This window comes from Pseudoalteromonas sp. S3260 (assembly GCF_005886925.1).
GTDB classification, from domain to species: domain Bacteria; phylum Pseudomonadota; class Gammaproteobacteria; order Enterobacterales; family Alteromonadaceae; genus Pseudoalteromonas; species Pseudoalteromonas tetraodonis.
Genome location: NZ_PNCV01000124.1, coordinates 1 through 24,418 on the forward strand (window position 1 = coordinate 1; position 24,418 = coordinate 24,418).

The 24,418-nt window shown below is 40.7% G+C and carries 21 protein-coding genes; 5 read left to right on the forward strand and 16 right to left on the reverse strand.

Annotation, left to right across the window (positions count from 1 at the left end; translation table 11 throughout):
• Window positions 1-163: 163 nt before the first annotated feature.
• Window positions 164-1,084 (reverse strand): flagellar motor protein MotB, encoded by a 921-nt coding sequence (locus CWC14_RS16080; RefSeq protein WP_138563868.1) that lies wholly within the window; start codon window positions 1,082-1,084, stop codon window positions 164-166.
• Window positions 1,085-1,086: 2 nt separating this feature from the next.
• Window positions 1,087-1,854, reverse strand: coding sequence for a flagellar motor protein PomA (gene pomA / locus CWC14_RS16085; protein ID WP_076922026.1), 768 nt, complete (start codon window positions 1,852-1,854; stop codon window positions 1,087-1,089).
• A gap of 303 nt (window positions 1,855-2,157) precedes the next feature.
• On the opposite strand from pomA, the gene xseB reads away from it, so the two are divergent.
• From xseB to dxs, 3 genes are all read left to right on the forward strand, one after another.
• Entirely contained in the window at window positions 2,158-2,400 is a 243-nt protein-coding gene (xseB, locus tag CWC14_RS16090) for an exodeoxyribonuclease VII small subunit (RefSeq protein ID WP_008110204.1), read from the forward strand.
• 2 nt (window positions 2,401-2,402) lie between these two features.
• Entirely contained in the window at window positions 2,403-3,290 is an 888-nt protein-coding gene (gene ispA / locus CWC14_RS16095; protein WP_138563870.1) for a (2E,6E)-farnesyl diphosphate synthase, read from the forward strand.
• A gap of 115 nt (window positions 3,291-3,405) precedes the next feature.
• Window positions 3,406-5,268 carry a 1-deoxy-D-xylulose-5-phosphate synthase gene (dxs, locus tag CWC14_RS16100; RefSeq protein ID WP_028834922.1) on the forward strand — a complete coding sequence of 621 codons (1,863 nt, stop codon included), beginning with the start codon at window positions 3,406-3,408 and terminating at the stop codon, window positions 5,266-5,268.
• Between the two features lie 62 nt (window positions 5,269-5,330).
• Here dxs and CWC14_RS16105 read toward each other — a convergent pair whose 3' ends face one another.
• The 14 genes from CWC14_RS16105 to CWC14_RS16170 form a co-directional block, all read right to left on the reverse strand.
• Window positions 5,331-8,417 (reverse strand): ligand-binding sensor domain-containing diguanylate cyclase, encoded by a 3,087-nt coding sequence (locus tag CWC14_RS16105; protein WP_064664071.1) that lies wholly within the window; start codon window positions 8,415-8,417, stop codon window positions 5,331-5,333.
• 31 nt (window positions 8,418-8,448) lie between these two features.
• Window positions 8,449-8,934 carry a phosphatidylglycerophosphatase A family protein gene (locus CWC14_RS16110; RefSeq protein ID WP_008110211.1) on the reverse strand — a complete coding sequence of 162 codons (486 nt, stop codon included), beginning with the start codon at window positions 8,932-8,934 and terminating at the stop codon, window positions 8,449-8,451.
• Window positions 8,931-9,905 carry a thiamine-phosphate kinase gene (gene thiL, locus CWC14_RS16115; RefSeq protein ID WP_138563872.1) on the reverse strand — a complete coding sequence of 325 codons (975 nt, stop codon included), beginning with the start codon at window positions 9,903-9,905 and terminating at the stop codon, window positions 8,931-8,933. The genes CWC14_RS16110 and thiL overlap by 4 nt, the downstream gene beginning before the upstream one ends.
• A gap of 83 nt (window positions 9,906-9,988) precedes the next feature.
• Window positions 9,989-10,402, reverse strand: a complete 414-nt coding sequence (gene nusB / locus CWC14_RS16120; RefSeq protein ID WP_008110215.1) for a transcription antitermination factor NusB — start codon at window positions 10,400-10,402, stop codon at window positions 9,989-9,991.
• A 15-nt stretch (window positions 10,403-10,417) separates the two neighbouring features.
• Window positions 10,418-10,882 carry a 6,7-dimethyl-8-ribityllumazine synthase gene (ribH, locus tag CWC14_RS16125; protein WP_008110216.1) on the reverse strand — a complete coding sequence of 155 codons (465 nt, stop codon included), beginning with the start codon at window positions 10,880-10,882 and terminating at the stop codon, window positions 10,418-10,420.
• A gap of 93 nt (window positions 10,883-10,975) precedes the next feature.
• Window positions 10,976-12,088 (reverse strand): bifunctional 3,4-dihydroxy-2-butanone-4-phosphate synthase/GTP cyclohydrolase II, encoded by a 1,113-nt coding sequence (ribBA, locus tag CWC14_RS16130; RefSeq protein WP_138563874.1) that lies wholly within the window; start codon window positions 12,086-12,088, stop codon window positions 10,976-10,978.
• Between the two features lie 28 nt (window positions 12,089-12,116).
• On the reverse strand, window positions 12,117-12,770 hold the full coding sequence (locus CWC14_RS16135; RefSeq protein ID WP_128583396.1) for a riboflavin synthase: 654 nt from the start codon (window positions 12,768-12,770) through the stop codon (window positions 12,117-12,119).
• Window positions 12,771-12,794: 24 nt separating this feature from the next.
• Window positions 12,795-13,922, reverse strand: coding sequence for a bifunctional diaminohydroxyphosphoribosylaminopyrimidine deaminase/5-amino-6-(5-phosphoribosylamino)uracil reductase RibD (gene ribD / locus CWC14_RS16140; protein WP_138563876.1), 1,128 nt, complete (start codon window positions 13,920-13,922; stop codon window positions 12,795-12,797).
• Window positions 13,923-13,924: 2 nt separating this feature from the next.
• The gene (gene nrdR, locus CWC14_RS16145; RefSeq protein WP_010390928.1) at window positions 13,925-14,374 is read right to left on the reverse strand and encodes a transcriptional regulator NrdR; all 450 of its coding nucleotides are present in this window, start codon (window positions 14,372-14,374) and stop codon (window positions 13,925-13,927) included.
• A gap of 107 nt (window positions 14,375-14,481) precedes the next feature.
• Window positions 14,482-15,738 carry a serine hydroxymethyltransferase gene (gene glyA / locus CWC14_RS16150; RefSeq protein WP_138563878.1) on the reverse strand — a complete coding sequence of 419 codons (1,257 nt, stop codon included), beginning with the start codon at window positions 15,736-15,738 and terminating at the stop codon, window positions 14,482-14,484.
• Window positions 15,739-16,006: 268 nt separating this feature from the next.
• Window positions 16,007-17,290, reverse strand: a complete 1,284-nt coding sequence (thrC, locus tag CWC14_RS16155; protein WP_138563880.1) for a threonine synthase — start codon at window positions 17,288-17,290, stop codon at window positions 16,007-16,009.
• Window positions 17,291-17,301: 11 nt separating this feature from the next.
• A complete protein-coding gene (thrB, locus tag CWC14_RS16160) occupies window positions 17,302-18,237 on the reverse strand; it encodes a homoserine kinase (protein ID WP_096038198.1) in 936 nt (311 codons plus the stop codon).
• A gap of 9 nt (window positions 18,238-18,246) precedes the next feature.
• Window positions 18,247-20,664, reverse strand: coding sequence for a bifunctional aspartate kinase/homoserine dehydrogenase I (gene thrA, locus CWC14_RS16165; protein ID WP_138563882.1), 2,418 nt, complete (start codon window positions 20,662-20,664; stop codon window positions 18,247-18,249).
• Between the two features lie 230 nt (window positions 20,665-20,894).
• A complete protein-coding gene (locus CWC14_RS16170) occupies window positions 20,895-21,263 on the reverse strand; it encodes a response regulator (protein WP_138563884.1) in 369 nt (122 codons plus the stop codon).
• A gap of 376 nt (window positions 21,264-21,639) precedes the next feature.
• Between CWC14_RS16170 and CWC14_RS16175 the strand changes: the two genes are divergently transcribed.
• Together CWC14_RS16175 and rdgC are read left to right on the forward strand one after the other, a co-directional pair.
• A complete protein-coding gene (locus CWC14_RS16175; RefSeq protein ID WP_013464224.1) occupies window positions 21,640-23,406 on the forward strand; it encodes an ATP-binding protein in 1,767 nt (588 codons plus the stop codon).
• A gap of 73 nt (window positions 23,407-23,479) precedes the next feature.
• Window positions 23,480-24,391 (forward strand): recombination-associated protein RdgC, encoded by a 912-nt coding sequence (rdgC, locus tag CWC14_RS16180; protein ID WP_138563886.1) that lies wholly within the window; start codon window positions 23,480-23,482, stop codon window positions 24,389-24,391.
• Window positions 24,392-24,418 lie beyond the last annotated feature (27 nt).

Below are 24,418 nucleotides of genomic sequence, written 5' to 3' on the forward strand. Positions count from 1 at the left end.
CTTATGCAGATCTGAGGTTAAATAACCTTACTTAACTTTTGTATCTTCATCAGTTCCATCGCCGTTACCAGGCATACTACAATACTTAGTTAACATATTCGCCTCATTACATTTGTTAAGAATGTTGCATTCCATGCTAAAAAAGGTACATAGCCAAGTCATTCTATCTTACATCAATTGGCGCTGACTCTTTTGCCTTGCCTTGTAAAATTGATATTTCTACACGGCGGTTACGTCTTCGATCTTCGCGGGAATCGTTCGGCACTAAGGGCCTAGTTTCTGCACGTCCTACCACCATCATTCTGGTTTTATCAAAACCTGGAACTTTTTGTAATTCACTCGCTACCGCAACTGCGCGTTTAGATGATAAATCCCAGTTATTAATGTAAAGCTCGTTGGAAACCTGAAAATCATCCGTATGACCAGACACCGTAATTTCACCGGGTACATCTTTAAGTAATCGGCCAATATCTTGAATGATAGGTTTAAATTGTGGTTGTAAAAATGCACTCCCCGATGGAAACGAGCCATTTTCTCTAATACGAATTATGATTTGCTGCCCTAAAGATTCAAGCTCAATAGCCCCATCAATAATTTGCTTTTCAAGCTGTTGCGCAATTTTTTTAACTAAGTCATTTATTTGCTCTTGATCAGCAGCAGACACTGCCGTAGCTGCAGCAACTTCCTCTGAGGTACTACTTGATTCACCACCTCGCTTTTCACCACGTTGCTCTTGACGTCCACCTGCGGAGCTTTCATCTCCCGCCTGAAACTCAAGCATTTGTTGGGTCATTTCAACCGTTTGTTGCTGAATGGTTTCTATAGGAGTTGGCTCAGGTTTACCCGGCGTAAACTCCATAGCAATAACAGATGTCCCTTTTGGAATGTCTTTTACTTCTATTTTATTTTGTACACCAAAAGCAAACTTCATTGAGCCTGAAATTTGTTTAAATTTAAGTACATCCATTTCAGAAAATGCGAGTAAAAGTACGAAAAAGCACATTAATAATGACATTAAATCGGCAAACGTTCCCATCCACGCAGGAAGTCCTGGAGGTGGGCATTTGCACTCTTCATCTGACATAATTATTCCTCAGTATTGACTGCGCGTTTTGATTCAGCTAGATAATTTTTCAAGATCCCTTCAATTACTTTAGGATTTTGCCCGTCTTGAATACCTAATACTGCATCTAAAATTAAGCGCTGATTCATGGCCTCTTCGTCTTTACGCAGTTCAAGTTTTACCTGAATAGGAATGGCGACAACATTCGCCAAAAATGCCCCATACAACGTTGTTAACAACGCAACCGCCATGGCTGGGCCGATTGCTTTTGGATCATCCATATTTGATAACATAGCCACCAAGCCGATTAATGTACCAATCATCCCCATTGCGGGAGCAATATCACCTAGCGACTTAAATAAGCTTGCGCCCATTTCATGACGAGTTGTCGTCAGGGAAATATCTTTTTGTAATGTTGCGCGTACCACATCAGCATCATGTCCATCTACTAGCATATCAACGCCTTTGCGCATAAAAGGATTTGGGATTTCGGCTTCTTCTAAGGCTAAAAACCCGCCTTTTCGAGCAGAGTCAGCTAATTCTACCGCTTTTTCGATTAATGCTTCAGGAGGCTCAATTTTAAACATAAACGCTTTTGCACATACTTTACCAATGCCAAGAAATTGCGACATGGTAAAATTAGATAAAACGATAAAAAGGGAACCACCAAATACAATAACCACAGAAGGGGTATTGTAATACATAGCGACTTCACCGCTACTACTCATAAACATGGACATGACAATTAAGCCAATTGCGCCAAGGATCCCAATAATGGTTGCTAAATCCACATTCCCTCCAAAGGTTTTATATTTTTTCTTCGCAAGCGTTGTTATTAATTGTTTATCGGCAAGGTACTGAAATACTTAAGTGATTTTTATGATAAACGGTAAAATTAAGATTAGCTATATTTTAGATCAACATAGGTAATCAATCTAATTAATCAAAATTAATAATTTTAAAAAATAACGTTGAAACGCAATAAAACCCAATCAACAGCATTTATCTATCAAAAAACAATATCATTCTTTGACCTAGTTTAGCATTCCCCCTAAAATTGGCGTCTAAATTTATTATGTAAGTTGAAAATAAAGATGGCGACTAAAAAACCTGAAAATTTAAGTTTCGAACAAGCACTAGAAGAGTTAACAACAATTGTCAGTGAAATGGAACAAGGTGATTTATCGCTTGAACAGTCTTTAAAGCAATTTGAGCGAGGTATTGCACTTGCGAGCGCATCTTCAGGCAAACTTCAACAAGCTGAGCAAAAGGTTTCGATATTAATGGGTAATGACGAAAAAGCACCGCTTACTCAGTTTGATAACGATATGGAATAATCGTGAGCATAAAAGAACAAATAAAACTCGCTCAAGATGATGTAGCTAATACGCTCAACCTTTATTTTGAACAACCTCTTGAAAGCGACAATACTATAAAAGAAGCCACACATTACAGTGTAATGAATGGTGGTAAAAGACTGCGCCCGTTTTTAGTGTACACCACAGGTAAAATACTCGGTGCTGACAAGCGTGATTTAGATGTACTTGCCGCAGCCATTGAATGTATTCATAGTTATTCATTAGTGCATGACGACTTACCTGCTATGGATGATGATGATTTACGCCGTGGTCGCCCTACATGTCATATTGTATACGGTGAAGCACAAGCGATTTTAGCTGGAGATGCACTGCAAACTTTAGCATTTGAACTTATTGCTAAGCACACATTTAAATGTTCGACTGAAGCACAATTAAAAATGATCGCAGCACTAGCGCATGCATCGGGGTTACAAGGTATGGTTGCCGGACAAGGCCGCGATATTGCAGCAACCGATAAAGTTATTACTGTTGATGAGTTAGAACGCATTCATAAACTTAAAACCGGTGCGCTAATAAATTGTGCGATCACTTTTGGCGCACTGTGCGCTCCTAATACAAGCCAACAAACTTTAGATAACTTATCAACTTTTGGATACGCTATAGGGCTTGCATTTCAAGTTCATGACGATATTTTAGATGTTGAGGGCGATACGCTTACTTTAGGCAAGCCACAAGGGTCAGATATTGCAGCGAATAAAGCGACATACCCCGCTTTATTAGGTATGCTAGGCGCTAAGAAAAAAGCACAAAATTTAATACAACAAGCCCATGAGGCATTAGCTAACATTGACGCAGACACAACAGATTTAGCTGCATTGGCTAACTATTTAATTGAACGTGACCATTAAATACAGCTAAAACGTATTAACTCTTAGTATAAAATTATTACTGAATATTAAGCCGCCTTTTAAACCTCGTTTGTTTTGAGGAGGGTTAATATTAGCGAAGGATATATAAAAAACCATGACACTTGATAGCAGCAAGTATCCATTACTTGATTTGGTGAACGAACCAGCCCACTTGCGAGACTTAGCACAAGATAAGCTTCCTGCATTTAGCCATGAATTGCGTGACTATTTACTCAATTCGGTATCGCAAAGTAGCGGCCATTTAGCGTCTGGTTTAGGAACCGTAGAACTTACCGTTGCACTACATTATGTATACAACACACCCGATGACCGCTTGGTCTGGGATGTGGGTCATCAAGCTTATCCGCATAAAATACTGACTGGCCGTCGTGATCAAATGCATACCATTCGCCAAAAAGACGGATTGCATCCTTTCCCTTTTAGAGATGAAAGTGAATACGACACCTTTAGTGTTGGCCATTCAAGTACCTCAATTTCTGCGGCGTTAGGTATGTCTATTGCTGCACAAAAAGAAGGCAAAGGCCGTAAAACAGTCGCGGTAATAGGCGATGGCGCAATTACTGCTGGTATGGCCTTTGAAGCAATGAACCACCTTGGTGATGTTAAATCAGACATGCTGATCATTTTGAACGATAACGAAATGTCGATATCTGAAAATGTCGGTGCGTTAACCAATCATTTTGCGCGTATTTTATCAGGTAGCTTTTATACCAACATCCGCGAAGGCAGTAAAAAACTGCTCTCTGGTGTACCGCCGGTAAAAGAGCTTGCTAGCCGTATGGAAGAACACATTAAAGGGATGATGATCCCGGGTACTTTTTTTGAAGAATTAGGTCTAAATTACATTGGCCCAATTGATGGCCATGATGTGAATATGTTGGTTGATACGCTGCGCAATATGCGTAACTTAAAAGGCCCACAGCTTTTACATATAAAAACCCAGAAAGGCAAAGGTTACAAGCCTGCCGAAGCCGATCCGATTGGTTATCATGGCGTACCAAAATTTGATCCTGCAACATCAAGCTTACCAAAATCTAAGCCAGGTGCGGCGACTTTCTCAAATGTGTTTGGTGATTGGCTTTGTGACATGGCCGAGCAAGACAGTAAGCTCATGGCAATCACGCCAGCTATGCGTGAAGGTTCAGGCATGGTACGTTTTTCTAAAGAGTATCCAGAACAATACTTTGACGTAGCAATAGCAGAACAACACGCTGTTACTCTTGCTGCAGGTTTTGCTTGTGAGGGCTTAAAGCCCGTTGTGGCTATCTATTCTAGCTTTTTACAACGCGCGTACGATCAACTAATTCACGACGTTGCACTGCAAAACCTACCGGTATTATTTGCTATAGACCGCGCCGGTATTGTTGGAGCCGATGGTGAAACCCATCAAGGCGCCTATGACCTAAGCTTTATGCGCTGTATACCTAATATGGTCATTATGGCCCCAAGTGATACTAACGAATGCCGTCATATGCTTTATACAGGCTATCAAGCCAATTGCCCAGTAGCTGTGCGTTACCCGCGTGGCAGTGCAGGCTCAGCAGACATTCAAAGCACTATGCAAAAGCTAGAAATTGGCAAAGCGAATGTAATTAAAAAAGGTACTAAAGTGGCTATATTGTCATTTGGTACCTTGCTTGAAAACGCACAACTTGCCACTGATGAGCTCAATGCCACTTTAGTAAACATGCGATTTATTAAGCCACTTGATACGGCATTAATTGATGAGCTGATTAATGATCACGATATTATTGTAACCCTTGAAGATAACGCGATTGCGGGCGGTGCAGGCTCTGCAGTTAATGAATATTTAGCGAGCATTAAAGCCGATGTAAAAGTGCTTAACTTAGGTATTCCTGATGAATTCATTAAACATGGCACACAACAGCAAATGCACGATGAAATGGGGTTAGGTGAACACGGTATTTTAACTTCAATTAAATCATTTATGAGCTAACACTTATCGTGTTTAATAAAAAAGGAGCCATTGGCTCCTTTTTTATTGCTCATCTATAACCTCTAGCGCATCCATACCTTAATATCGGCTAGACCATTGCTTTGTAACAAACCAATTTGCTGTTCAACATTGGGGTTTTGCTCAAACTCAAATGCATCTAATTGCTCGTCAAAGGTAATATTAGCGACGCCATCGCCGCCACGTTTTTTAACTTGATGTAATGCTATGTCAGCTAGATTAATTGATGTTTCCCAGCTAATAACTTGCCCACCTAACAGGGGTAACGGATAGAACGACCACCCGACTGACGCTGTTATATTGGTTGTTTCACCGTTAGGAAGCTGAAACGAATAATCTGCAATTGCTTGGCATAATTCAGATACATAGCTGTCGATTAAATTACATTTAAAATCGCGCAATAACAGTAAAAACTCATCACCACTCCAACGGGCAACATAATCAGAACCTTGGGTACGCGAGTTAAGTAATGCCGCTACTTGTTGTAAACAGCTATCTCCAGCAATAGGGCCATAGGCATCGTTAATGCGGCTAAAGTTATCTAAATTAATAATTAACAACACCAACGATTTACCTTGAGCCTGCAATGACTGCGAGTTACGCTGAAAATGCTCGATATCTTTTGGTAGTTGATCAAACAAAAAACGGCGACTTCTCAGCCCTGTTAGCTCATCAGAGTGACTAACAAGTTTAAGCTGAGAGTTTACTTGGTTTAATTTATCGTTTGCTTGACGAAGCTCAAGGGTTCGCTCAGTAATAAGCCCCTCAAGAACCTGCTGCTTACGTCGCTCTTGAACTTTAAATACCCAAAACACCAAATAAAAGAGCAACACAAAACCACTGGTGATCAGTAATCTAAAATATATAGTTTCACCAAATCGTTCAGGCACCACAAAAGCGTATTCGGCCGATTGCGCTTTGCCCCAATCTTCACCTTGACGTTTTGTCTCTAATTCAAATAAAAACATACCTGCTGGTAAGTTAGTGTAAATTGCTTCTCGGCGGGTATTTGCATAGCGCCAATCATTATCAAGTCCATTGAGTTTATACCTAAACTCTATACTTGCAGGTGCATAATAATCGATAGCGGTATAGGTAAGCGTTACATCACGCTCGTCAGTTTTAAGTACTGGCTTTTTACCTAACGCAGCCGCAGCAAGTTTTCGTGATGGCGTGGTTAAAGTTTCTATAGTTGGTTTAAGTGAACGCAGTCCAAATAATTCTACGTCTTTAGGAATTTCTACAACGCCTTGCAAGCTGGGATACCAAATTGAATTATCCATATCAACCACCGCATCATGGCCTAAACCATTACAGCATTGACTTGCTTTACCATCGAGCTGTCGATCAAATGAAGAGATCACTTCCTCCACTTTTAGGCTTTCAATGTTGGCTTTGAATTGCTCAACTGGCATGCGATAAACCCCTTTCATGGTGCTTACCCAAATGCGTTTTGTAGTATCATCGTACTCAAGACTAAATATAGAACCATATGGCAGCCCATTGGCGGCATCTAATTGCTGCCACTGCCCTTGTCCACTGCGATAAAACAAACCATCGTTAAGCGAGCCAATTAAAATCCCCACGCCTTTAATGTGTAAAATGCTAGTAACGTACGCACTTTCCAAAGTGGTTTGGTCGCCTATTTTTTCTATCCCGCGTTCAGTAAAGTAATACGCCCCTTTACTGGTACCAATCACCCCAAAATTTGGTTTATCTAAAACATAGGTTACAAACTTACTGCCTAAAAAAGCATTGTACGCAAAAGGGTTTAACCCGTTGTAATTTAAACGATATAAGCCTCGCCCAGTGCCCACCCAAAAGCCGCCTTTAGTCGACGTACTAATAGCAAATACAGGATTATCACTTAGCGCACGGGCAGGGAAACTATATAAGGTATTCGACTCGTAGAAAAACAAACCTCTACCAGTGGCAACATAAAGACGATTGCCGTCAAACTGTAAGTCATGTACTGAGGCATTACCATACTTGGTACTGTTGATGACATTGATAAACGTTTTATCGGCATCGAAATAGCCTACGCCGCTTTTGTTGGCAATCCATAACTTACCATCTGGTGATTTACTAATGGCCATAACCGCTTCGGTCATTTTAGAAATGGCTGAATGGCGCTCTATTCGCCCTTCATGAGCAAGCCAAAGTCCCTCACTAAAACTCGCTAACCATATATTATTTTCATCATCTCTAAATATATCGGCAAACCAAATACTTTGATCTAATTGACTGGGCTCAACCCATTGCCAATCATCCGACTTCCCTCTGAACAATAAGCGCCCATAAGTCGATACCCACAAGCCACCATTGCCATCACTCATAAACTTATAAACGGCTGAGTTGTTAGCGTTAGGCAGCGGAAATGGGCGTAGCTCATCATCTAAATCTAAAAAGTAAGCGCCTAGCTCAGAAGCAAGATATAAATTGCCATTTAAAAAGGATAAGTCGTGAACAATTGTTTGCGCTAAACGATCAGGCAAGGCCACTTTAGCGGTAAGCTCTAAACGCAATTTAGAAAAATCAGACGCGCTTTGCGTCAAGCGCAATAAATTACGATCGTTAACCAGCCAAATTCCCTCTGGTGAGAGCGCCATTTTACTGACTGACCCTACTATTTGGGTGATCGCAGTGGCATTTACGATAGGGCTCGGATTGTTTAGCTGGTCGCGCAGCTCTATCTGGCCTCTGTCTATGTAATAAAGCCCATTAGCTGCTATCCAAATACTGCCTTTAGAGTCTTCAAGAATATCTCTAACAGGGCCTTTAATATTAAACTCTTGTGCGGTTAGCTTTTCTGGGTCTATAACAACGAGGCCGTTTTTCGTGCCTATCCATAATAGTCCTTGGCCATCAATCAGTAATTTATTGATGCCATTGCTGGGTAAAAACAGACTATTTTGAGTGTTGTAATTAGTAAAAGTGTTACCATCAAATCGGCTTAATCCGAATTGCGTACCAAGCCACATGTAGCCTTGGTTATCTTGCACCACACTTTTGAGGGATTGTGAGGGAAGTCCGTCTTTAATGTTCCATTGTTTAACTACGTAATCAGTAATTGAAGCCGTACTTGGCATGGCACACATCAAGAGTACACAAACCAATAAAAATCGCATCATAGTGCTGCCACCTAGTTAAACAAATAATAAATTAAAAGGGTAGTAAACCTACTTTTATCAATGCTTGCAAACAAATAAGCGAAAAAATACCTGCAAGTACATCATCGGCCATAATACCAAACCCACCATGAGCACGTTTATCAAGTATACGAATCGGCCCTGGCTTTGCTATATCAAAAAAGCGAAATAGTAAAAAGCCCACTAATAATGTTTGCCAATTCAGTGCTGCACCAATCATCGTTATATAGTAACCAGCGACTTCATCCCAAACAATAGCGGGGTGGTCATGAACTTGGAGGTCATCAGCTGTTTTTCCACATGCCCAAATACCAAATATACTGATCACCACCGCAAATACAATTTGTAACCATAACGGAAAATGCATGGTAATAAAAATAAACGGTAACGCCGCTAAAGTACCAAATGTACCTGGGGCTTTAGGCGCAAGCCCTGTACCAAAACCCAAACCAAAAAATTGATGTGGGCGTTTTAAATTAAATAATCGGTTTTTATTCAAACCTGCTCCTTGGAAAAGTGCTCAAAGCCTTTGTGCTCAAAAACAAACTTTTCACCTTGGTGTAATAATTCTATATTCCCGACACCACTTTTGATTTGGCCGATACAGGTTGCTTCTACACCGTATTGGCGCAACTTAATATCGAGCATACTCTTATTACTGTCTGGGACGGTATAAAGTAGTTCATAGTCATCGCCATAGTTGAGTATAAAAGGAAGCTGTTGCTCAAAATCAAGACTCGCTTGCATTGCAACAGAAGTAGGTACATTTTCAATATTGATTGTTGCACTGACCTGTGACAAATCCAAAATGTGACTTAAATCAGCAAGTAAACCGTCTGAAATATCAATAGCTGATGACGCTAAGCCACGCAAAGCTTGTCCGGCGGCCACGCGTGGCGTTGGAAAGTTTAAACATTTATTAATATGCTTTAAATGTTCAGGTGCAACTGGCAAACCTTGTTTTTTTGACTCAATTGCCAAACCAGCATCACCTAGCGGTCCGGTTACAAAAATCCAGTCGCCCACTTTTGCGCCACTTCGACGCAGTGCTTTACCTTCAGGAACCGTGCCTTTTGCACAAATAGTAATACTGAGAGGGCCTTGAGTCGTATCGCCACCAATAATTTGTACATTAAAGTACTCAGCAATTTCATGCATACCGTCAGTCAGCTCTGCAATCCATTGTGGATCGATACTTGGCAACGTGAGTGCAACCGATACCCATGTAGGCTCTGCGCCCATGGCAGCTAAATCACTTAAATTTACTGCCAGAGCTCGATGCCCTAATGCGCGAGGAGAGATATCATGAAAAAAATGCACCCCAGCAACTAAGGTATCTGTTGTTACAGCAAGCTGACAGTTTGCTGGTACTGTGACAAGCGCACAGTCGTCTCCAATCCCTAAATTAACATCGCGACGAGTGATACCGCGACCTTTAAAGTAGTGATTAATTAATTCAAATTCCTTCATACACAAAAAAGCCGGCCTATGCCGGCTCTCCTTTTTAACGGTTATTTATAACAACTCACTGAATTAATATACAGCTTAAGTTGTTATGACTTGCGTAACTGTTTTACAGCTTTATCAAGTACACCGTTTACAAATTTATGGCTATCTTCAGCGCCAAACATTTTCGCTAATTCAATGCTTTCATTGATAGCCACTTTGTAAGGAACATCTTCACGAAATTTAAGCTCGTAGCTGCTTAAACGTAAGATTGCACGTTCAACTTCGTCTAATTCATCAAATGGACGAGTTAAATGAGGCGATACAGCTTCGTCTAGTTGCTTATGATTTACGGCAACTCCACGCGCTAAATCTTTAAAATATTCAACATCAATTTTAGTCACATCGTTTTCGATCAACATTTGTTGTTCGATATCGGCAATTGCATTGCCGCTTAATTGCCATGAATACACGGCTTGAAGTGCTAAGATACGTGCTTTACGTCTTGCTGCTGGTTTCACAAAAATTCCTTAAACTTAAATTTTATCTAACACATTAACCATTTCAAGCGCACCTAAAGCAGCTTCGCCGCCTTTGTTACCCATTTTGGTACCTGCGCGCTCAATTGCTTGCTCAATGCTTTCAGTGGTTAATACGCCAAATGCAACCGGGATATCATACTCAAGCGATACTTGTGCAAGCCCTTTATTTGACTCGCCAGCGACGAGATCAAAGTGAGGCGTGCCCCCTCTGATCACTACACCTAAGGCGATAATTGCATCATATTCTTTTTTTGCTGCAACGCGTTTCGCTGCTAAAGGTAATTCAACCGCACCGGGTACGTAAATCACGGTAATATCGTCTTCTGATACTCCACCAGTACGTTTTAGCTCATCAACAGCACCTGCAAGCAAGCTACTACCAATAAAGTCATTAAAACGAGAAATGACAATGGCAAACTTTTTGCCTGGAGCGTATTTATTACCTTCAATAATTTTCATTTGATAACCCTAAAAATAAGTTTAAGCGATTTCGGTTGCGCAAAAATTGATGCGCATTATACCACATAAATAAAATAATAACCTAGCGCGTAATTATTGTGGCTCTACGTAATCAACCACTTCTAAATGGAACCCTGATAATGCATGGTATTTTTTAGGTAAACTCATCAAACGCATTTTTTGAATACCTAAATCAGCCAGAATTTGCGAACCCACACCTACGGTGCGCGAAGTACCTTGAAATTTACGTGGCGTCACATTTTCACCCGCATCAGCTGCGGCAAACGCTTTTACTGTGGCTTCTAACTCTTCAGTGCTTTCTTGCTTACCTAAAATAACTAAGGCGCCATTATGCTCAGCAATATAAGCCATTGCTTGCGATAAACCCCAACTACGGTCAGCATTGCGATCAGAGAGTAAAATATCGTTAAAGGTACTTTGTAAATGCACACGTACTAAGGTCGGTTCTTGTTGCTTTATTTCACCTTTAAGCAATGCATAGTGTAACTGCCCATCAATGGTGTCTTTGTAAGTCACTAAGTCAAACTCACCATGTTCAGTTGGCAATTTACATTTTGCAACTTGCTCAATTGTGGTTTCGTTTAGGTTACGGTACTCGATTAAATCAGCAATGGTGCCAATTTTAATATCATGTTGCTTAGCAAATACTTCTAAATCAGGACGACGCGCCATGGTGCCATCTTCATTTAGGATTTCTACAATCACTGATGATGGCTCAAGCCCTGCTAAACGCGCTAAGTCACACCCCGCTTCTGTATGCCCGGCACGTGTTAACACGCCGCCTGGTTGCGCCATAATAGGAAAAATATGACCTGGTTGTACAATATCGCTTGGCACAGCGCCTTTCGCGATGGCAGCTTGAACAGTGCGGGCACGATCCGCTGCAGAAATACCTGTGGTAACCCCTTTTGATGCTTCAATAGACATAGTAAAGTTAGTTGAGAATGCAGCACCATTATTTTTTACCATTAATGGTAAATCAAGCTGCGAGCAACGCTCTTGAGTCATGGTTAAACAAATTAGTCCACGGCCATGAGTCGCCATAAAGTTAATGGCTTCTGCACTAATGTGCTCAGCAGCAATAATTAAATCGCCTTCATTTTCTCTGTCTTCATCATCCATTAAAATAACCATTTTACCGGCTTTAATGTCATCAATTATCTCTTGTGCGTTGTTTAAATTCATAAGTTGCTCGTATAAGTTGTCAATGTCGTTATTTTATAAAGCCCGCTTTAGCGAGTAAGCTCATCGAAATATCTGAACCCGTAGGCTGCTCAGCCCCTCTAACTAGGCGCTCTAAATAACGTGCTATTTGGTCGACCTCTAAATTAACTTGGGTGCCAACTTTAAAGTCAGCTATGGTCGTTTGCCCGCTGGTATGCGGCACAATCGTCAGTTTAAATTTATTACCTTCAACCGCATTAACCGTCAGGCTAATACCATCAATACAAACCGACCCTTTGTAAGGAATGTATTTCATTAAATTTTCATCGGTGGCTAACCAATATTCTGTTGCTCGCGCATTGGCATTAATCGCTGTGATAGTAGCAATACCATCTACATGGCCAGACACTAAATGACCACCGAGGCGCGAGACAGGTTGCATCGCCTTTTCTAGATTAACGGTTTGCCCTAATGCGTAATGTGCAAACCCCGTTAAGCTAATCGTTTCATTTGATAAGTCAGCACTAAAGCCATCAATATGCTTATCAACAACCGTCAGGCAGACACCATTGGTTGCAATACTGTCACCTAACTTAACATCACTCATATCAAGGTTTTTACTTTGGATACGAATAGCTAAATCACCTTGTTTTTTTTGTAATAACGCAATTTTACCTGTCGCTTCAACTATTCCAGTAAACATAGTGCTACTCTTTATATAAAATGATTAATGAGCTTTTTTGTGTGCTGTGATACGTAAATCATCACCGATTGGCACACACTCATTAAAAGTTAAATTAATGGTATTTTGCATACTCATTAACTCTGGGAAATTTAGTAAACTTTTAGCATCGCTGCCCATTAATTTAGGAGCAATGTAAAAAACAAACTCATCAATTAAATCAAGTTCTGTCATTTTACCGGCCAGTGTTGCTCCGGCCTCTAGCCACACATTATTAAACTGCAATTGGGCAAGCGTGTTTAACACGGCCAGTAAATCTACTTTATTATTATTTTCAGGTACTTCAATCTGTTTAACAAAATGAGGCCACTGATGCGATTTATCAACCTTGGTGGTAAATATTATCACCTCGCTTTGAATTGAAAATAAGGCAAGATCAGGGGTAAGTCTGTTTTGTGAGTCAATAACAACGCGAACCGGTTGGCGCAGTGGTAAATCAGTTGGTAAAGAATACGGTAACTCTTCTGGGCGCACATTTAATTTTGCATCATCCATTAATACCGTATCGGCACCGGTTAAAATTGCACAGCTTTGTGCTCGGTATAGTTGCACATCTTGGCGTGCTGCGGGGCCAGTTATCCATTTACTTTGCCCGTTTTTAAGCGCCGTTTTACCATCAATACTGGCGGCCATTTTGCAGGTCACAAAGGGTAACCCCTGCTCCATGCGCTTAAAAAACCCAAGGTTTAATGCGCGAGCTTGCGCTTCAAGTAATCCGTGAGCAACTTCTATACCAGCATCCGCTAAAATTTTCAGACCTTTGCCTGCAACTTGCGGGTTGCTGTCAACCATTGCGGCAATCACTTTTTTAACACCTGCTACTTTTAGCCCTTCAGCACATGGCGGTGTTCGACCATAATGACTGCAAGGCTCAAGTGTTACATAAGCGGTTGCGCCTTTGGCATTTTCACCAGCCATAGCCAGTGCGTTTACCTCTGCATGACCTTGACCCGCTAACTGATGAAACCCTTCACCTATTATTTTATTATTTTTTACGAGTACGCAGCCAACATTAGGATTAGGGGTTGTCGTAAAGCGCCCTTTTTTTGCCAGTTCAATAGCGCGAGCCATGTAGCGTTTATCATCCTCTGAAAACGAACTTTGCTTGGTCATTACTATTCCCCTAAGCGGGCTATTTCTTCACCAAATTCGCGTATATCTTCAAACGAGCGATATACAGAGGCAAATCTTACATAGGCCACTTTATCTAACTTTTTAAGCGCTTCCATAATGCACTCACCCACCAAATGGCTAGACACTTCGCGTTCGCCAGTGGCACGTAACTGCGACTTAATAATATTAACCACTTCATCAACTTGCTCAGTGCTTACGGGGCGTTTTTCGAGGGCGCGAGTTAAGCCATTTAGTAACTTATCTTCATTAAACGGTTCGCGGCTGCCATCTTGCTTGATGACCCGTGGCATCACTAATTCAGCCCCTTCAAAGGTGGTAAATCGTTCGTGGCATTCATTACATTCACGACGTCTACGTACTTGGTGTCCCCCACCTACAAGGCGAGAATCAATAACTTTAGTATCTTTGGCGGTGCAAAAAGGGCAATGCATAACTGTGTGTTTCCGTTTTAAAAACAAAAAATGGCCGCTATCATAGCGGCCATTATCATAACAAAAATGTGTGCAGTTGTGATCTAAATTACTATTTTACTCTTGGATTAAGCGTAAACAGGTAATTTTGCACAAATTGCTTTCACTTTTTCTTTTACTTGCGCTTGTACTGATTCATCTTCGATGTTGTCTAGTACATCACAGATCCAGCCCGCTAACTCTTTTGATTCAGCTTCTTTAAAGCCACGACGAGTGATTGCTGGTGAACCAATACGCAGACCAGAGGTAACAAATGGTGAACGTGGATCGTTCGGTACTGAGTTTTTGTTAACCGTGATATTCGCATTACCTAGGGCAGCATCTGCATCTTTACCTGTGATATCTTTGTCGATTAAATCAAGTAAGAATAAGTGGTTGTCAGTTTTACCCGATACTACTTTGTAGCCGCGCTCTTGTAATACCGCAACCATTGCTTGTGCATTTTTAACAACTTGTGCTTGGTATGTTTTAAACTCAGGTTGAAGTGCTTCTTTAAATGCGACCGCTTTAGCAGCAATAACATGACATAAAGGACCACCTTGGCCACCTGGGAAAACAGCGCTGTTTAGCTTTTTGTAAATTTCTTCATCGCCACACGCAGAGATGATTAAACCACCGCGAGGACCCGCTAATGTTTTGTGTGTTGTGGTTGTTACAATGTGAGCAAATGGCACTGGGCTTGGGTAAACACCCGCAGCAATTAAACCTGCAACGTGCGCCATATCAACAAATAAGTAAGCACCTACTTTGTCTGCAATTTCACGGAACTTAGCCCAATCAACAATACCTGAGTATGCAGAAAAACCAGCAATGATCATTTTTGGTTTGTGCTCAAGTGCTAACGCTTCAACTTGTGCGTAATCAATTTCGCCAGTTTCTTCGTTAAGGCCATACTGAATTGCGTTGTATGTTTTACCAGAGAAGTTAACGTGTGAGCCGTGCGTTAAATGACCACCGTGCGCTAGGCTCATGCCTAATACAGTATCAAGTGGGCTTAAAAGAGCTTGGAAAACAGCAGCATTCGCTTGTGAACCGGCATGAGGCTGTACGTTTGCGTAATCTGTACCAAATAATTCATTTGCGCGGTCAATAGCAAGTTGCTCAACCACGTCTACGTGCTCACAGCCACCGTAGTAACGTTTGCCCGGGTAACCTTCAGCGTATTTGTTAGTCAGCTGAGAACCCTGCGCTTCAAGTACGCGTGGGCTACAGTAGTTTTCAGATGCAATTAACTCAATATGCTCTTCCTGACGTGATGTTTCTTTGCTCATCGCGTCAAATAACTCTGGATCAAAGTCCGAAATATTCATGCTACGTTCTAACATTGGGGTCTCCTGGGCAACGTGTATGGGTATTTTTTAGAGGCTTTATTGTACGCTTAAAACGACGTTTTGCCTACGCTCTTAAGTTGAGGATATTTAAACAGGGATTGAAACTATTTCACAGCATTTTGATGATGATATTTTTTTATAAACTAATAACAATTTTAAATGAATTTTATTTACTACATTTATATAGCTTATGCGTTATGTCTAAAGCGATGCATAAACAAACAAAAAAAGCGGCCTAAGCCGCTTTTATTATCTGCCTTTTTTAGGCAAGCTTTTTAAGCAATTCTGTACGCAAAACATCATAATCGTTGTGCATATCAGTGGCTAAACACGGTTTTGCTAATGCATCAGCTAACGGCTTTGGCATATCTAATTCAACATTAAGGATATCCTCAACGCTGTCTTTAAATTTGGCCGGATGCGCAGTCGCTAAAAAAATCCCCACAGCATCTGCCGCCTTATTTTCTACAAGACCTTGGTAAGCAATTGCGGTGTGAGGCTCTGCAATATAGCCAAGCTGTTGAATTTTTTTCATCACTGTTTGTGTTTGCTGTTCATCAACACTCACCGAATAAAAGTTATCATAACTAAACCAGTTATTATCTAACATTGATTGCACACGTGGCCAGTTATTAGGTTTACTCACATCCATTGCATTTGAAAGCGATTCAATTGTCGCATTAGGCGTCCAATTTTTATCAAGCATAAAGCGCGGTACTGTGTCGTTTTGGTTTGTAGTCGCGCTTAGTTTACCTACAGGCATACCAATAACCGCGCCAATCATAGCCGCACACACATTACCAAAGTTACCACTCGGTACTGAAATATGCGCTGTAGCACGCTTTTCTTTTGGCAGCTGTGCAATGGCTTCAAAGTAATAACATACCTGCGCGACTAAACGGCTAATGTTAATTGAATTTGCTGAGTTTAAACCTAACTTCGATTTTAGCTCTTCATCTAAAAATGATTTTTTAACCAACTCTTGGCAATCATCAAAACTACCCTCAATCGCATAACAATGAATGTTGTCACCAAGCGTTGTAAATAACTTTTGCTGCGCTAATGAAATTTTACCTTTAGGGTATAAAATAACGACATCAATATTTGGTTTGTTATAAAAAGCATGCGCTACGGCAGCCCCGGTATCACCCGATGTTGCAGTTAAAATAGTGACTTTTTCACCTTGATTAAATTGCGCCAAGCACTCGGCCATAAAACGGCCACCAAAATCTTTAAATGCCAGTGTTGGGCCGTGAAATAACTCTAAGCAATAGGTATTATCTTCAACTTCCACCAGCTTAACCGGAAAGTTAAACGCATTCTTAACCATCTGGGCAACAGTATCACTTGGTAGCTCGTCACCAATAAGGTGCGATAAAATTTTGCCGCTGCGAGTAACAAAGTCCATATCTAGTAATGCATCAACATCACTTAATGGCGCTAACGACTCTGGAAAAAACACACCTTGATTACGCCCTAGTCCTGTTTTTACAGCCTCAACAAACGACACTTTTTGTGAATATTCTTTTAAATTATGTAATTGCATGACTCTTTATCCTATAAAACATTTAATTGACGCGTGCCGTCGTTATCTAATTTACAAATATGGCAAAAGCCTTGTTCGTTGATGTAATTTTCCTCTAGCCACTGCGCGCATTGCTCTGCCGCTTCAAGCGTTTTACATACACTAAACAAGGTCGGCCCTGCGCCTGAAATACTCACAACTTCAGCACCCAGTGCTGGTAAGCTTGCTTTGGCATCACTAAAGCCGCTTATAAGTGGCGCACGGTATGGCTCTGCTATTTCGTCTTTCATAATGCTTAATGCATCATCAAAACGCCCTGTTAACAGTAAGCTACTAAACGCCGATAAACGCTGAGCAAACTCAACCCCGGCATGCATACTTAGCTCTTTTGGTAAAACAGAGCGCGCTTTTGCGGTATTGAGCGAAAAGCCCGGAAATGCGGCGACGTAATACCAGTTTTCATCAACAGGTAAAGCAATAGATTTATCAGGAATTAAATCACCGGTTAGCTGTAAGCCGCCTAAATAACACGGTGTGATGTTATCGTAATGGCGCCCCCCACTTACAACGGCTTCAAAATCTGCCATAAGCTCAATGAGCTCTACTTGGCTTAAATTAGTTTTGGCAAATTTATCCAGTGCTGCAAATGTCGCCACCACAGAGCAGGCACTTGAGCCTAATCCCGAACCAATCGGCAAATTTTTCCTAAGTTCGAGCTTTACCGCAGGCATATCAGGCGCAACATGCGCTCTAAAGTGCACTAAACACTGATATGCTAAATTTTCTTGCGCATCACTAGGTAACTTATGTGCGTAGTCGCCAGTACAAATAAATTCATCACTCGATGCGGCACTAACAACCGCCACATCACCTAATAAACCGCCATCAATGGGCGCAAGTGCGGCGCCCAACGCATCAAAGCCAACGGCAAAATTACCAATAGACGCCGGAGCATATACTTCAATCATGACTGACTCCTAGCGAGATAATGTTTTTAATATGTCTGCAAATACACCCGCAGCCGTTACTGCAGAGCCAGCCCCATAACCACGAATTACAAACGGACGCGGTTGGTAGTATTGGCTTAAAATAGCCAGCGCATTTTCACCATCACGAATAACATTCAATGCATGTGATGAATCCACCGCTTCGATTCCGACCTTACAGTGACCATTTTTAATTGTGCCTACATAGCGAAGTACTTTACCTTCACTTGCTGCACTTTGAACACGGTCGTTAAAACCAGCATCTAAGCTAGGTAATTTCGCCATAAACTGCTCCACATTGTCACCTAGGGCAAAACCTGGCGGTAAAACCGACTCCACTTCAATATCGCTAAGCTCTAATTTCATACCGGCTTCGCGTGCAATGATCAGTAATTTACGTGCTACGTCAGTTCCCGATAAGTCATCGCGCGGATCGGGCTCTGTAAACCCGCTTTCTTTGGCTTTAATTGTTGCTTCAGAAAGTGATAGACCATCTTCTAGTGCTCCAAACATGTATGAAAGCGAGCCTGATAAAATACCACTAAACTCAAGTAACTCATCACCTGCACCAAACAACGATTGCAAGTTATCGATTACAGGTAAACCTGCACCTACGTTAGTTTCGTATAAAAACTTACGATTATTTTTATGTGTTGCTGCAATTAAATCTTGGTAATACGTATATGAACTCGTGGTGGCTTTTTTATTGGCAGCCACAACATGAAAACCTGCATTTAAAAAATCTACATATTGTGCAGCTAAGGCATCTGATGAAGTACAGTCAACTAGCACTGGATTAACTAAATGATTTTGCTTAACAAACTGCTCGACCAGTTTTAAATCAAACGCTTGCTCTGACTGCGCCAGTTTTTGCTGCCAATCATCAAACGCAATCCCCTCACCATCAAGGTGTAATTGACGAGAGTTGGCAACACCATATAGGTTTAATTTAATATTACGCTTTTCAAGCCATGCTTGTTGACGCTCAAGTTGGTTAATTAGCTCTTGGCCGACTAAGCCACAGCCCAATAAAAACACATCAATTGAAGGAACATGAGTAAAGAAGTTTTCATGGCAAATTTTAACCGCGTCATTACATAATTCACCGTCAATAACGGCTGAAATAGCACTTTCTGTTGAATCTTGCGCTATGGCAACAATGTTTACTTGCGCTTGTGCAAGCGATGCAAAAAACTTAGCCGCTAACCCCTTATGGGCACGCATGTTATCACCAACTAACGTTACTATTGCTAAATTACGTTGCACATTTACCGGCTCAATGAGCCCCGCTTTTGACTCTAAGTCAAAGGCTACTTGCAACGCACTTAACGCTAGATTTAAATCGCTTTCATGCACACAAAAGCTAATGCTAAATTCACATGATGACTGGGTAATGAGTACAATTGACACGTTATCATGTGCCAATGCATTAAATACCTTAGATGCCATGCCTACTTTACCTTTCATGCCCGGGCCTGAAACGGTTAGCATAGCTAAATTTTGTAGGCTTGAGAGTGCTTTTACTGGTTCATCAGATACCGTATCGTTACTAATTAGCGAGCCTTGCGCATCTGGGTTATGAGTGTTTTTAATTTCGCATGGCACTCCAGCTTTTGCACACGGTAGGATAGTTTTAGGGTGCAACACTTTAGCGCCAAAATAAGAAAGCTCCATCGCCTCTTTGTAAGATAGGAAATCAACCTTAGTGGCTTTTTTGATATAACGCGGATCGGCGCTGTATACACCATCAACGTCAGTCCATATTTGGCACACTTGCGCCTCTAAACACGCCGCAGCAATCGCCGCCGAGTAGTCAGACCCATTACGACCAAGCGTTGTGAGCTCCCCTTCATCATTACTTGCAGTAAAACCAGGCATAATGTAAACCGTCGCAGGGGATTCTTTTAACACAGCTTGAAAACGTGCCTTACTGGCCACTAAATCCGCTTCTGCGTCTATGCATCCGCCGGTTGAAACAATACAATCTGTTGCTTGTAAATAATGCGCGTTATGATCGGCTAATAGACTTTGCATTAGCGATACGCTAACACGCTCACCAAAGCTAATAATGAACGCTCTGACCTGATCAGGGCAGCACTTTATCAGTGCAATACCATCAAGCTTATTTTTAAGTTCGTTAAAGTCAGGCCAGTTTTGAACTGCTCCTTGCTTTTCCTCTACCGCTGCTTTGAGCATGTTGCATCGGCTAGTCAGTGAATGCCATTGTTCGCTAAAGTCATGCCCCTGCTCTGCAGTACTAGCTAAATTAACTAACGAGTCAGTCATGCCACCTGGGGCTGACAGTACCAGTAACATTTCATCTTTTAATTGTGCCTTAGCGAGTGCAGCAACTTGCTCTAAACAGGCAAAATCAGCGAGCGATGAGCCGCCAAATTTTAATACGCGCATTTTTTATGTTTCCTCATTCCATAAAACGAAAAAAGGCCTGTGTTCTAAGTGAACACAGGCCTTTAAATTTGTTGCACCGACCTATGCCACTATCCAGTAAGAATGGTGGTTGTAATAATAATGGTCGTTACAAGACTAAATGTTTTCATAAGCTTAAGACTGCCTTAACACAGGCTATTCTGTCAACCCTAAATTAGCAGATAAAACAGTCTTTTTCATCATGAAATTTATTAATAAATGCCAAACTTATGCAAAACTGTACTCAGTTGCGTTTTATTAATTGGCTTATGAATAAAATCGATTGCGCCTAGTTGCGCGACACGTGCTTGCATTTTTTGTTGGATATCAGCAGAGATCACTAATACATAAGACTCTATTTTAGAAATTTTGATTTGCTCAAGTACTTCAATACCATCAACTTCAGGCATGGTTAAATCAAGACACAGGAGATCGAAATGCCTTTGACGCAATTGCTCCAACGCCTCTTTACCGTTAGTTGCTTGCTGAATATCGGCATCAATACATTCTTTTAAACAGCGTATTACCTGTTTGCGAGCAACGGTGGAATCATCACAGACTAAAATAGAAAAACGCATCATAATGACCCATTAATTAAACTCATACAAAACACCTAAACCCACTGTAAAATTAGTTGGTTGCCCAATCCGCAATAGTCAAAATTATAACCAAATTAGCAACGAGCAGATTATTTATTGTAACTTTTATTAACGTTATCAATAAAATGCTTAATTGCACAATACAAATTAGTAAATTAACTATTTCCAAGTAAAAAACAGCCTATCCAAACAAACGGTTCTCAAATAGAAACCCAATGCATATAGAACAGAATGATTGCTTATTTAACAACGCTAAATAGCAATATTATAAAATATATGTTTATTTTTAATCATTTATTAACTAATGTTTATAAGCGTACATTAACAGTTGAATAATTTAAGGAAATATAAGCCTCCCATGCCGCAAAAAAGTCTTTCAACAAAGTTACTCACTCGGGTTTTATCAGTTTATTTTATACTGACCTTTGTGGTGACCTGCGGGCAAATTTTCGCAGAGTACGTCAATACTAAAGATTACATACGCGATGAACTTGGCACATTACAAAAGACCTTTGGTAGAAGTTTAACCCGAGCAATTTGGGAGCTAAATATAAAGCAAACCACCACAACCGCCGAAGGATTACTCGATATACCTATGGTTGAGGGGGTTATTATTCGTGACGATAATGGCGCTATTATTTCTCAATTAGGCCGCGCGCTAAATATTCACAATCTTTACAGCCAGCAACTTGTGCAAGAAGATGTCATGGTAGAGGACACCAAAGCCGGTTTATTTGGCTATACATTCCCACTTATTTTTGAGTTTTCAGGACGAGCAACGCAAGTAGGCGATGTTACTTTATTTTCTAGTCGCGATGTAATTTTTAGTCGCATTATGCTCTCTATCTACTTTTTGATTGGTAATGCCATGATTAAAACTACTTTTTTAATCATCTTATTTTTAATTGCATTTAGAAAGTTACTCACCGAGCCCCTCACTCAATTAACCGAGCAAATTGAATACCTTGAGTTAGAAGAGCTTGATGGTCAACAGGTTAAAATAGTCACCGATGAAAATAACGAGCTTAAAGTAATGGAACGCTCTTTTAACAATCTGATTTCGAAGGTTGTTGAGTATAAAAAAGAGTTAAAACAAACTCAGCATGACCTAATTGAAAGCAATCAAAAACTGGATCAACAAAACTTACAACTTGAACAGGATGTTGCGCGTAAAACATCAAATTTAAGCCAAGCAATGATCGATCTACAGCAACAAAAATATGAACTAGAGCGACAAAAAGCAGTTTTAACAGAGGAAGTCGATTTACGAAAGCAAACCGAACAAGAACTGTTAAGCAAACAAACTCAGCTGCAAAGTTCGCTCGATGAATTAAGCTTTGCGCAAGAGCAACTGGTTGGCTCAGAAAAAATGGCGGTATTAGGCGGCTTAGTGGCGGGGATCACTCATGAAATTAATACCCCTATTGGTATCGGCGTTACTGCCACCTCTTTTTTACAAGAGCGATTAACCGAAATAGAAACTGCGTATAAAAATAAATCATTATCGTCAGCGGCGTTAGAAGGCTTTATTAATGATGCAGCACAAAGCGCTCAACTGCTCTCTCACAACTTAGAACGTGCCTCAGATTTAATAACCAGCTTTAAACAAATTGCGGTAGATCAGGCCAGTGAAGCCCTAAGAACAATTAACTTTAAAGACTACATCAACGAAGTTATACGCTCTTTGCACCCACAAATTAAAAAAACATCTCACAGCATTCGCCTACATTGCCCAGATGATTTAATTATTAACTTACCTGCGGGAGTCATTAGCCAAATATTTACGAACCTAATTATGAACTCATTAGTACATGGTTTTGAAAATATAAACAGCGGCCAAATCACCATAGATGTGAATACTGATGAAAACGACCTCATCATTAATTATCAAGATAACGGTTTAGGTTTAAAACCGGCTCAACTAAAGCGTTTATTTGACCCATTTTTTACCACCAAGCGTGATGAGGGTGGCAGCGGCTTAGGTGCTCATATTATTTTTAATCTAGTAAAACAAACGCTCAATGGTAAAATTGAAGTAAGTAGTGAGCCTGGGCAAGGGCTACACTACCGTATTTCGTTCCCTAAAAACATGTCATCTCCCCTGCCACTTTTTAAACTTGATTAAGCTAAATCAGCCGTTTCTAGAAGCGGCTTTTATTGCTATGATTGCACAAATTTTTTAAATGGATCATTCCCCTATGTGGTTTAGTAACCTTATATGCTATCGCTTTAAACAAGACGTTTCATACACACAAGAAGACTTTGATAAGGCATTAGAGCAAGATCTATTTCGTCCTTGTACTGGCCAAGAGTTGGCAACATTTGGTTGGACAAAAGCATTTGGTAAACATGGTGAAACTCTGTCTCATTTCTCACAAAAAAGTATTTTAGTGTGCGCTAAACGTGAAGAAAAAGTATTACCAGCCTCGGTAATAAATGAGCTGGTAGCAGAAAAAGTTGATCAGATTGAAACCGAAGAAAATCGCCCAGTAAAGAAAAAAGAAAAAGATGAATTAAAAGAAAACATCTTACACACCTTATTGCCACAAGCATTTAAAAAATCGAGCTTGCAGTTTGCTTTTATAGACCAAGAAAATGGGTGGGTGGTAGTTAATAGTGCAAGCTTTAATAAAGCAGAGGAACTACTTGCTCTATTACGTAAATCATTAGGGACATTACCCGTTGTTCCTGCGTTTGCTAATTATGATTTAGACGTATTTTTAACTGACTGGCTTACTAACTTTAGTACTCCAGAAGGCTTTGCAATTGGGTCAGACGCTGAACTTGAAGAAGCTGATGACAGTGGTGCTCAGGTAAAACTCAAAGGCCATGACCTATCGTGTGACGAAGTGAAGTCGCACCTTGAAAGTGGTAAGCGCGTTACTAAGCTTGCCCTTGATTGGCAAGAGCGCGTTAAATTTATGCTACAAAACGATGGCTCAATTAAACGTTTAAGCTATTCAGAAACACTTAAAGAAGAAAATGCCGATATTCCTAAAGAAGATATGGCGGTTAAACTAGATGCTGATTTTATTCTTGCATCTGAAGAAATTAAGCAATTGTTAGAAGAGCTTACACAGGGCTTAGGTGATGCTGACGATTTAGCGTAAAAGCTTTGTAAAAGATCCACCTTCTAA

Bases quoted from the DNA above. Each gene is read 5' to 3' on its own strand.
- thrC (WP_138563880.1), bottom strand. From the start codon at position 17,290: ATGCAATTACATAATTTAAAAGAATATTCACAAAAAGTGTCGTTTGTT.
- rdgC (WP_138563886.1), top strand. From the start codon at position 23,480: ATGTGGTTTAGTAACCTTATATGCTATCGCTTTAAACAAGACGTTTCA.
- CWC14_RS16135 (WP_128583396.1), bottom strand. From the start codon at position 12,770: ATGTTTACTGGAATAGTTGAAGCGACAGGTAAAATTGCGTTATTACAA.
- thrB (WP_096038198.1), bottom strand. From the start codon at position 18,237: ATGATTGAAGTATATGCTCCGGCGTCTATTGGTAATTTTGCCGTTGGC.
- xseB (WP_008110204.1), top strand. From the start codon at position 2,158: ATGGCGACTAAAAAACCTGAAAATTTAAGTTTCGAACAAGCACTAGAA.
- glyA (WP_138563878.1), bottom strand. From the start codon at position 15,738: ATGTTAGAACGTAGCATGAATATTTCGGACTTTGATCCAGAGTTATTT.
- thrA (WP_138563882.1), bottom strand. From the start codon at position 20,664: ATGCGCGTATTAAAATTTGGCGGCTCATCGCTCGCTGATTTTGCCTGT.
- CWC14_RS16080 (WP_138563868.1), bottom strand. From the start codon at position 1,084: ATGTCAGATGAAGAGTGCAAATGCCCACCTCCAGGACTTCCTGCGTGG.
- CWC14_RS16170 (WP_138563884.1), bottom strand. From the start codon at position 21,263: ATGATGCGTTTTTCTATTTTAGTCTGTGATGATTCCACCGTTGCTCGC.
- ribH (WP_008110216.1), bottom strand. From the start codon at position 10,882: ATGAAAATTATTGAAGGTAATAAATACGCTCCAGGCAAAAAGTTTGCC.
- CWC14_RS16175 (WP_013464224.1), top strand. From the start codon at position 21,640: ATGCCGCAAAAAAGTCTTTCAACAAAGTTACTCACTCGGGTTTTATCA.
- ribD (WP_138563876.1), bottom strand. From the start codon at position 13,922: ATGACCAAGCAAAGTTCGTTTTCAGAGGATGATAAACGCTACATGGCT.
- thiL (WP_138563872.1), bottom strand. From the start codon at position 9,905: ATGAAGGAATTTGAATTAATTAATCACTACTTTAAAGGTCGCGGTATC.
- dxs (WP_028834922.1), top strand. From the start codon at position 3,406: ATGACACTTGATAGCAGCAAGTATCCATTACTTGATTTGGTGAACGAA.
- ribBA (WP_138563874.1), bottom strand. From the start codon at position 12,088: ATGAATTTAAACAACGCACAAGAGATAATTGATGACATTAAAGCCGGT.
- CWC14_RS16105 (WP_064664071.1), bottom strand. From the start codon at position 8,417: ATGATGCGATTTTTATTGGTTTGTGTACTCTTGATGTGTGCCATGCCA.
- nrdR (WP_010390928.1), bottom strand. From the start codon at position 14,374: ATGCATTGCCCTTTTTGCACCGCCAAAGATACTAAAGTTATTGATTCT.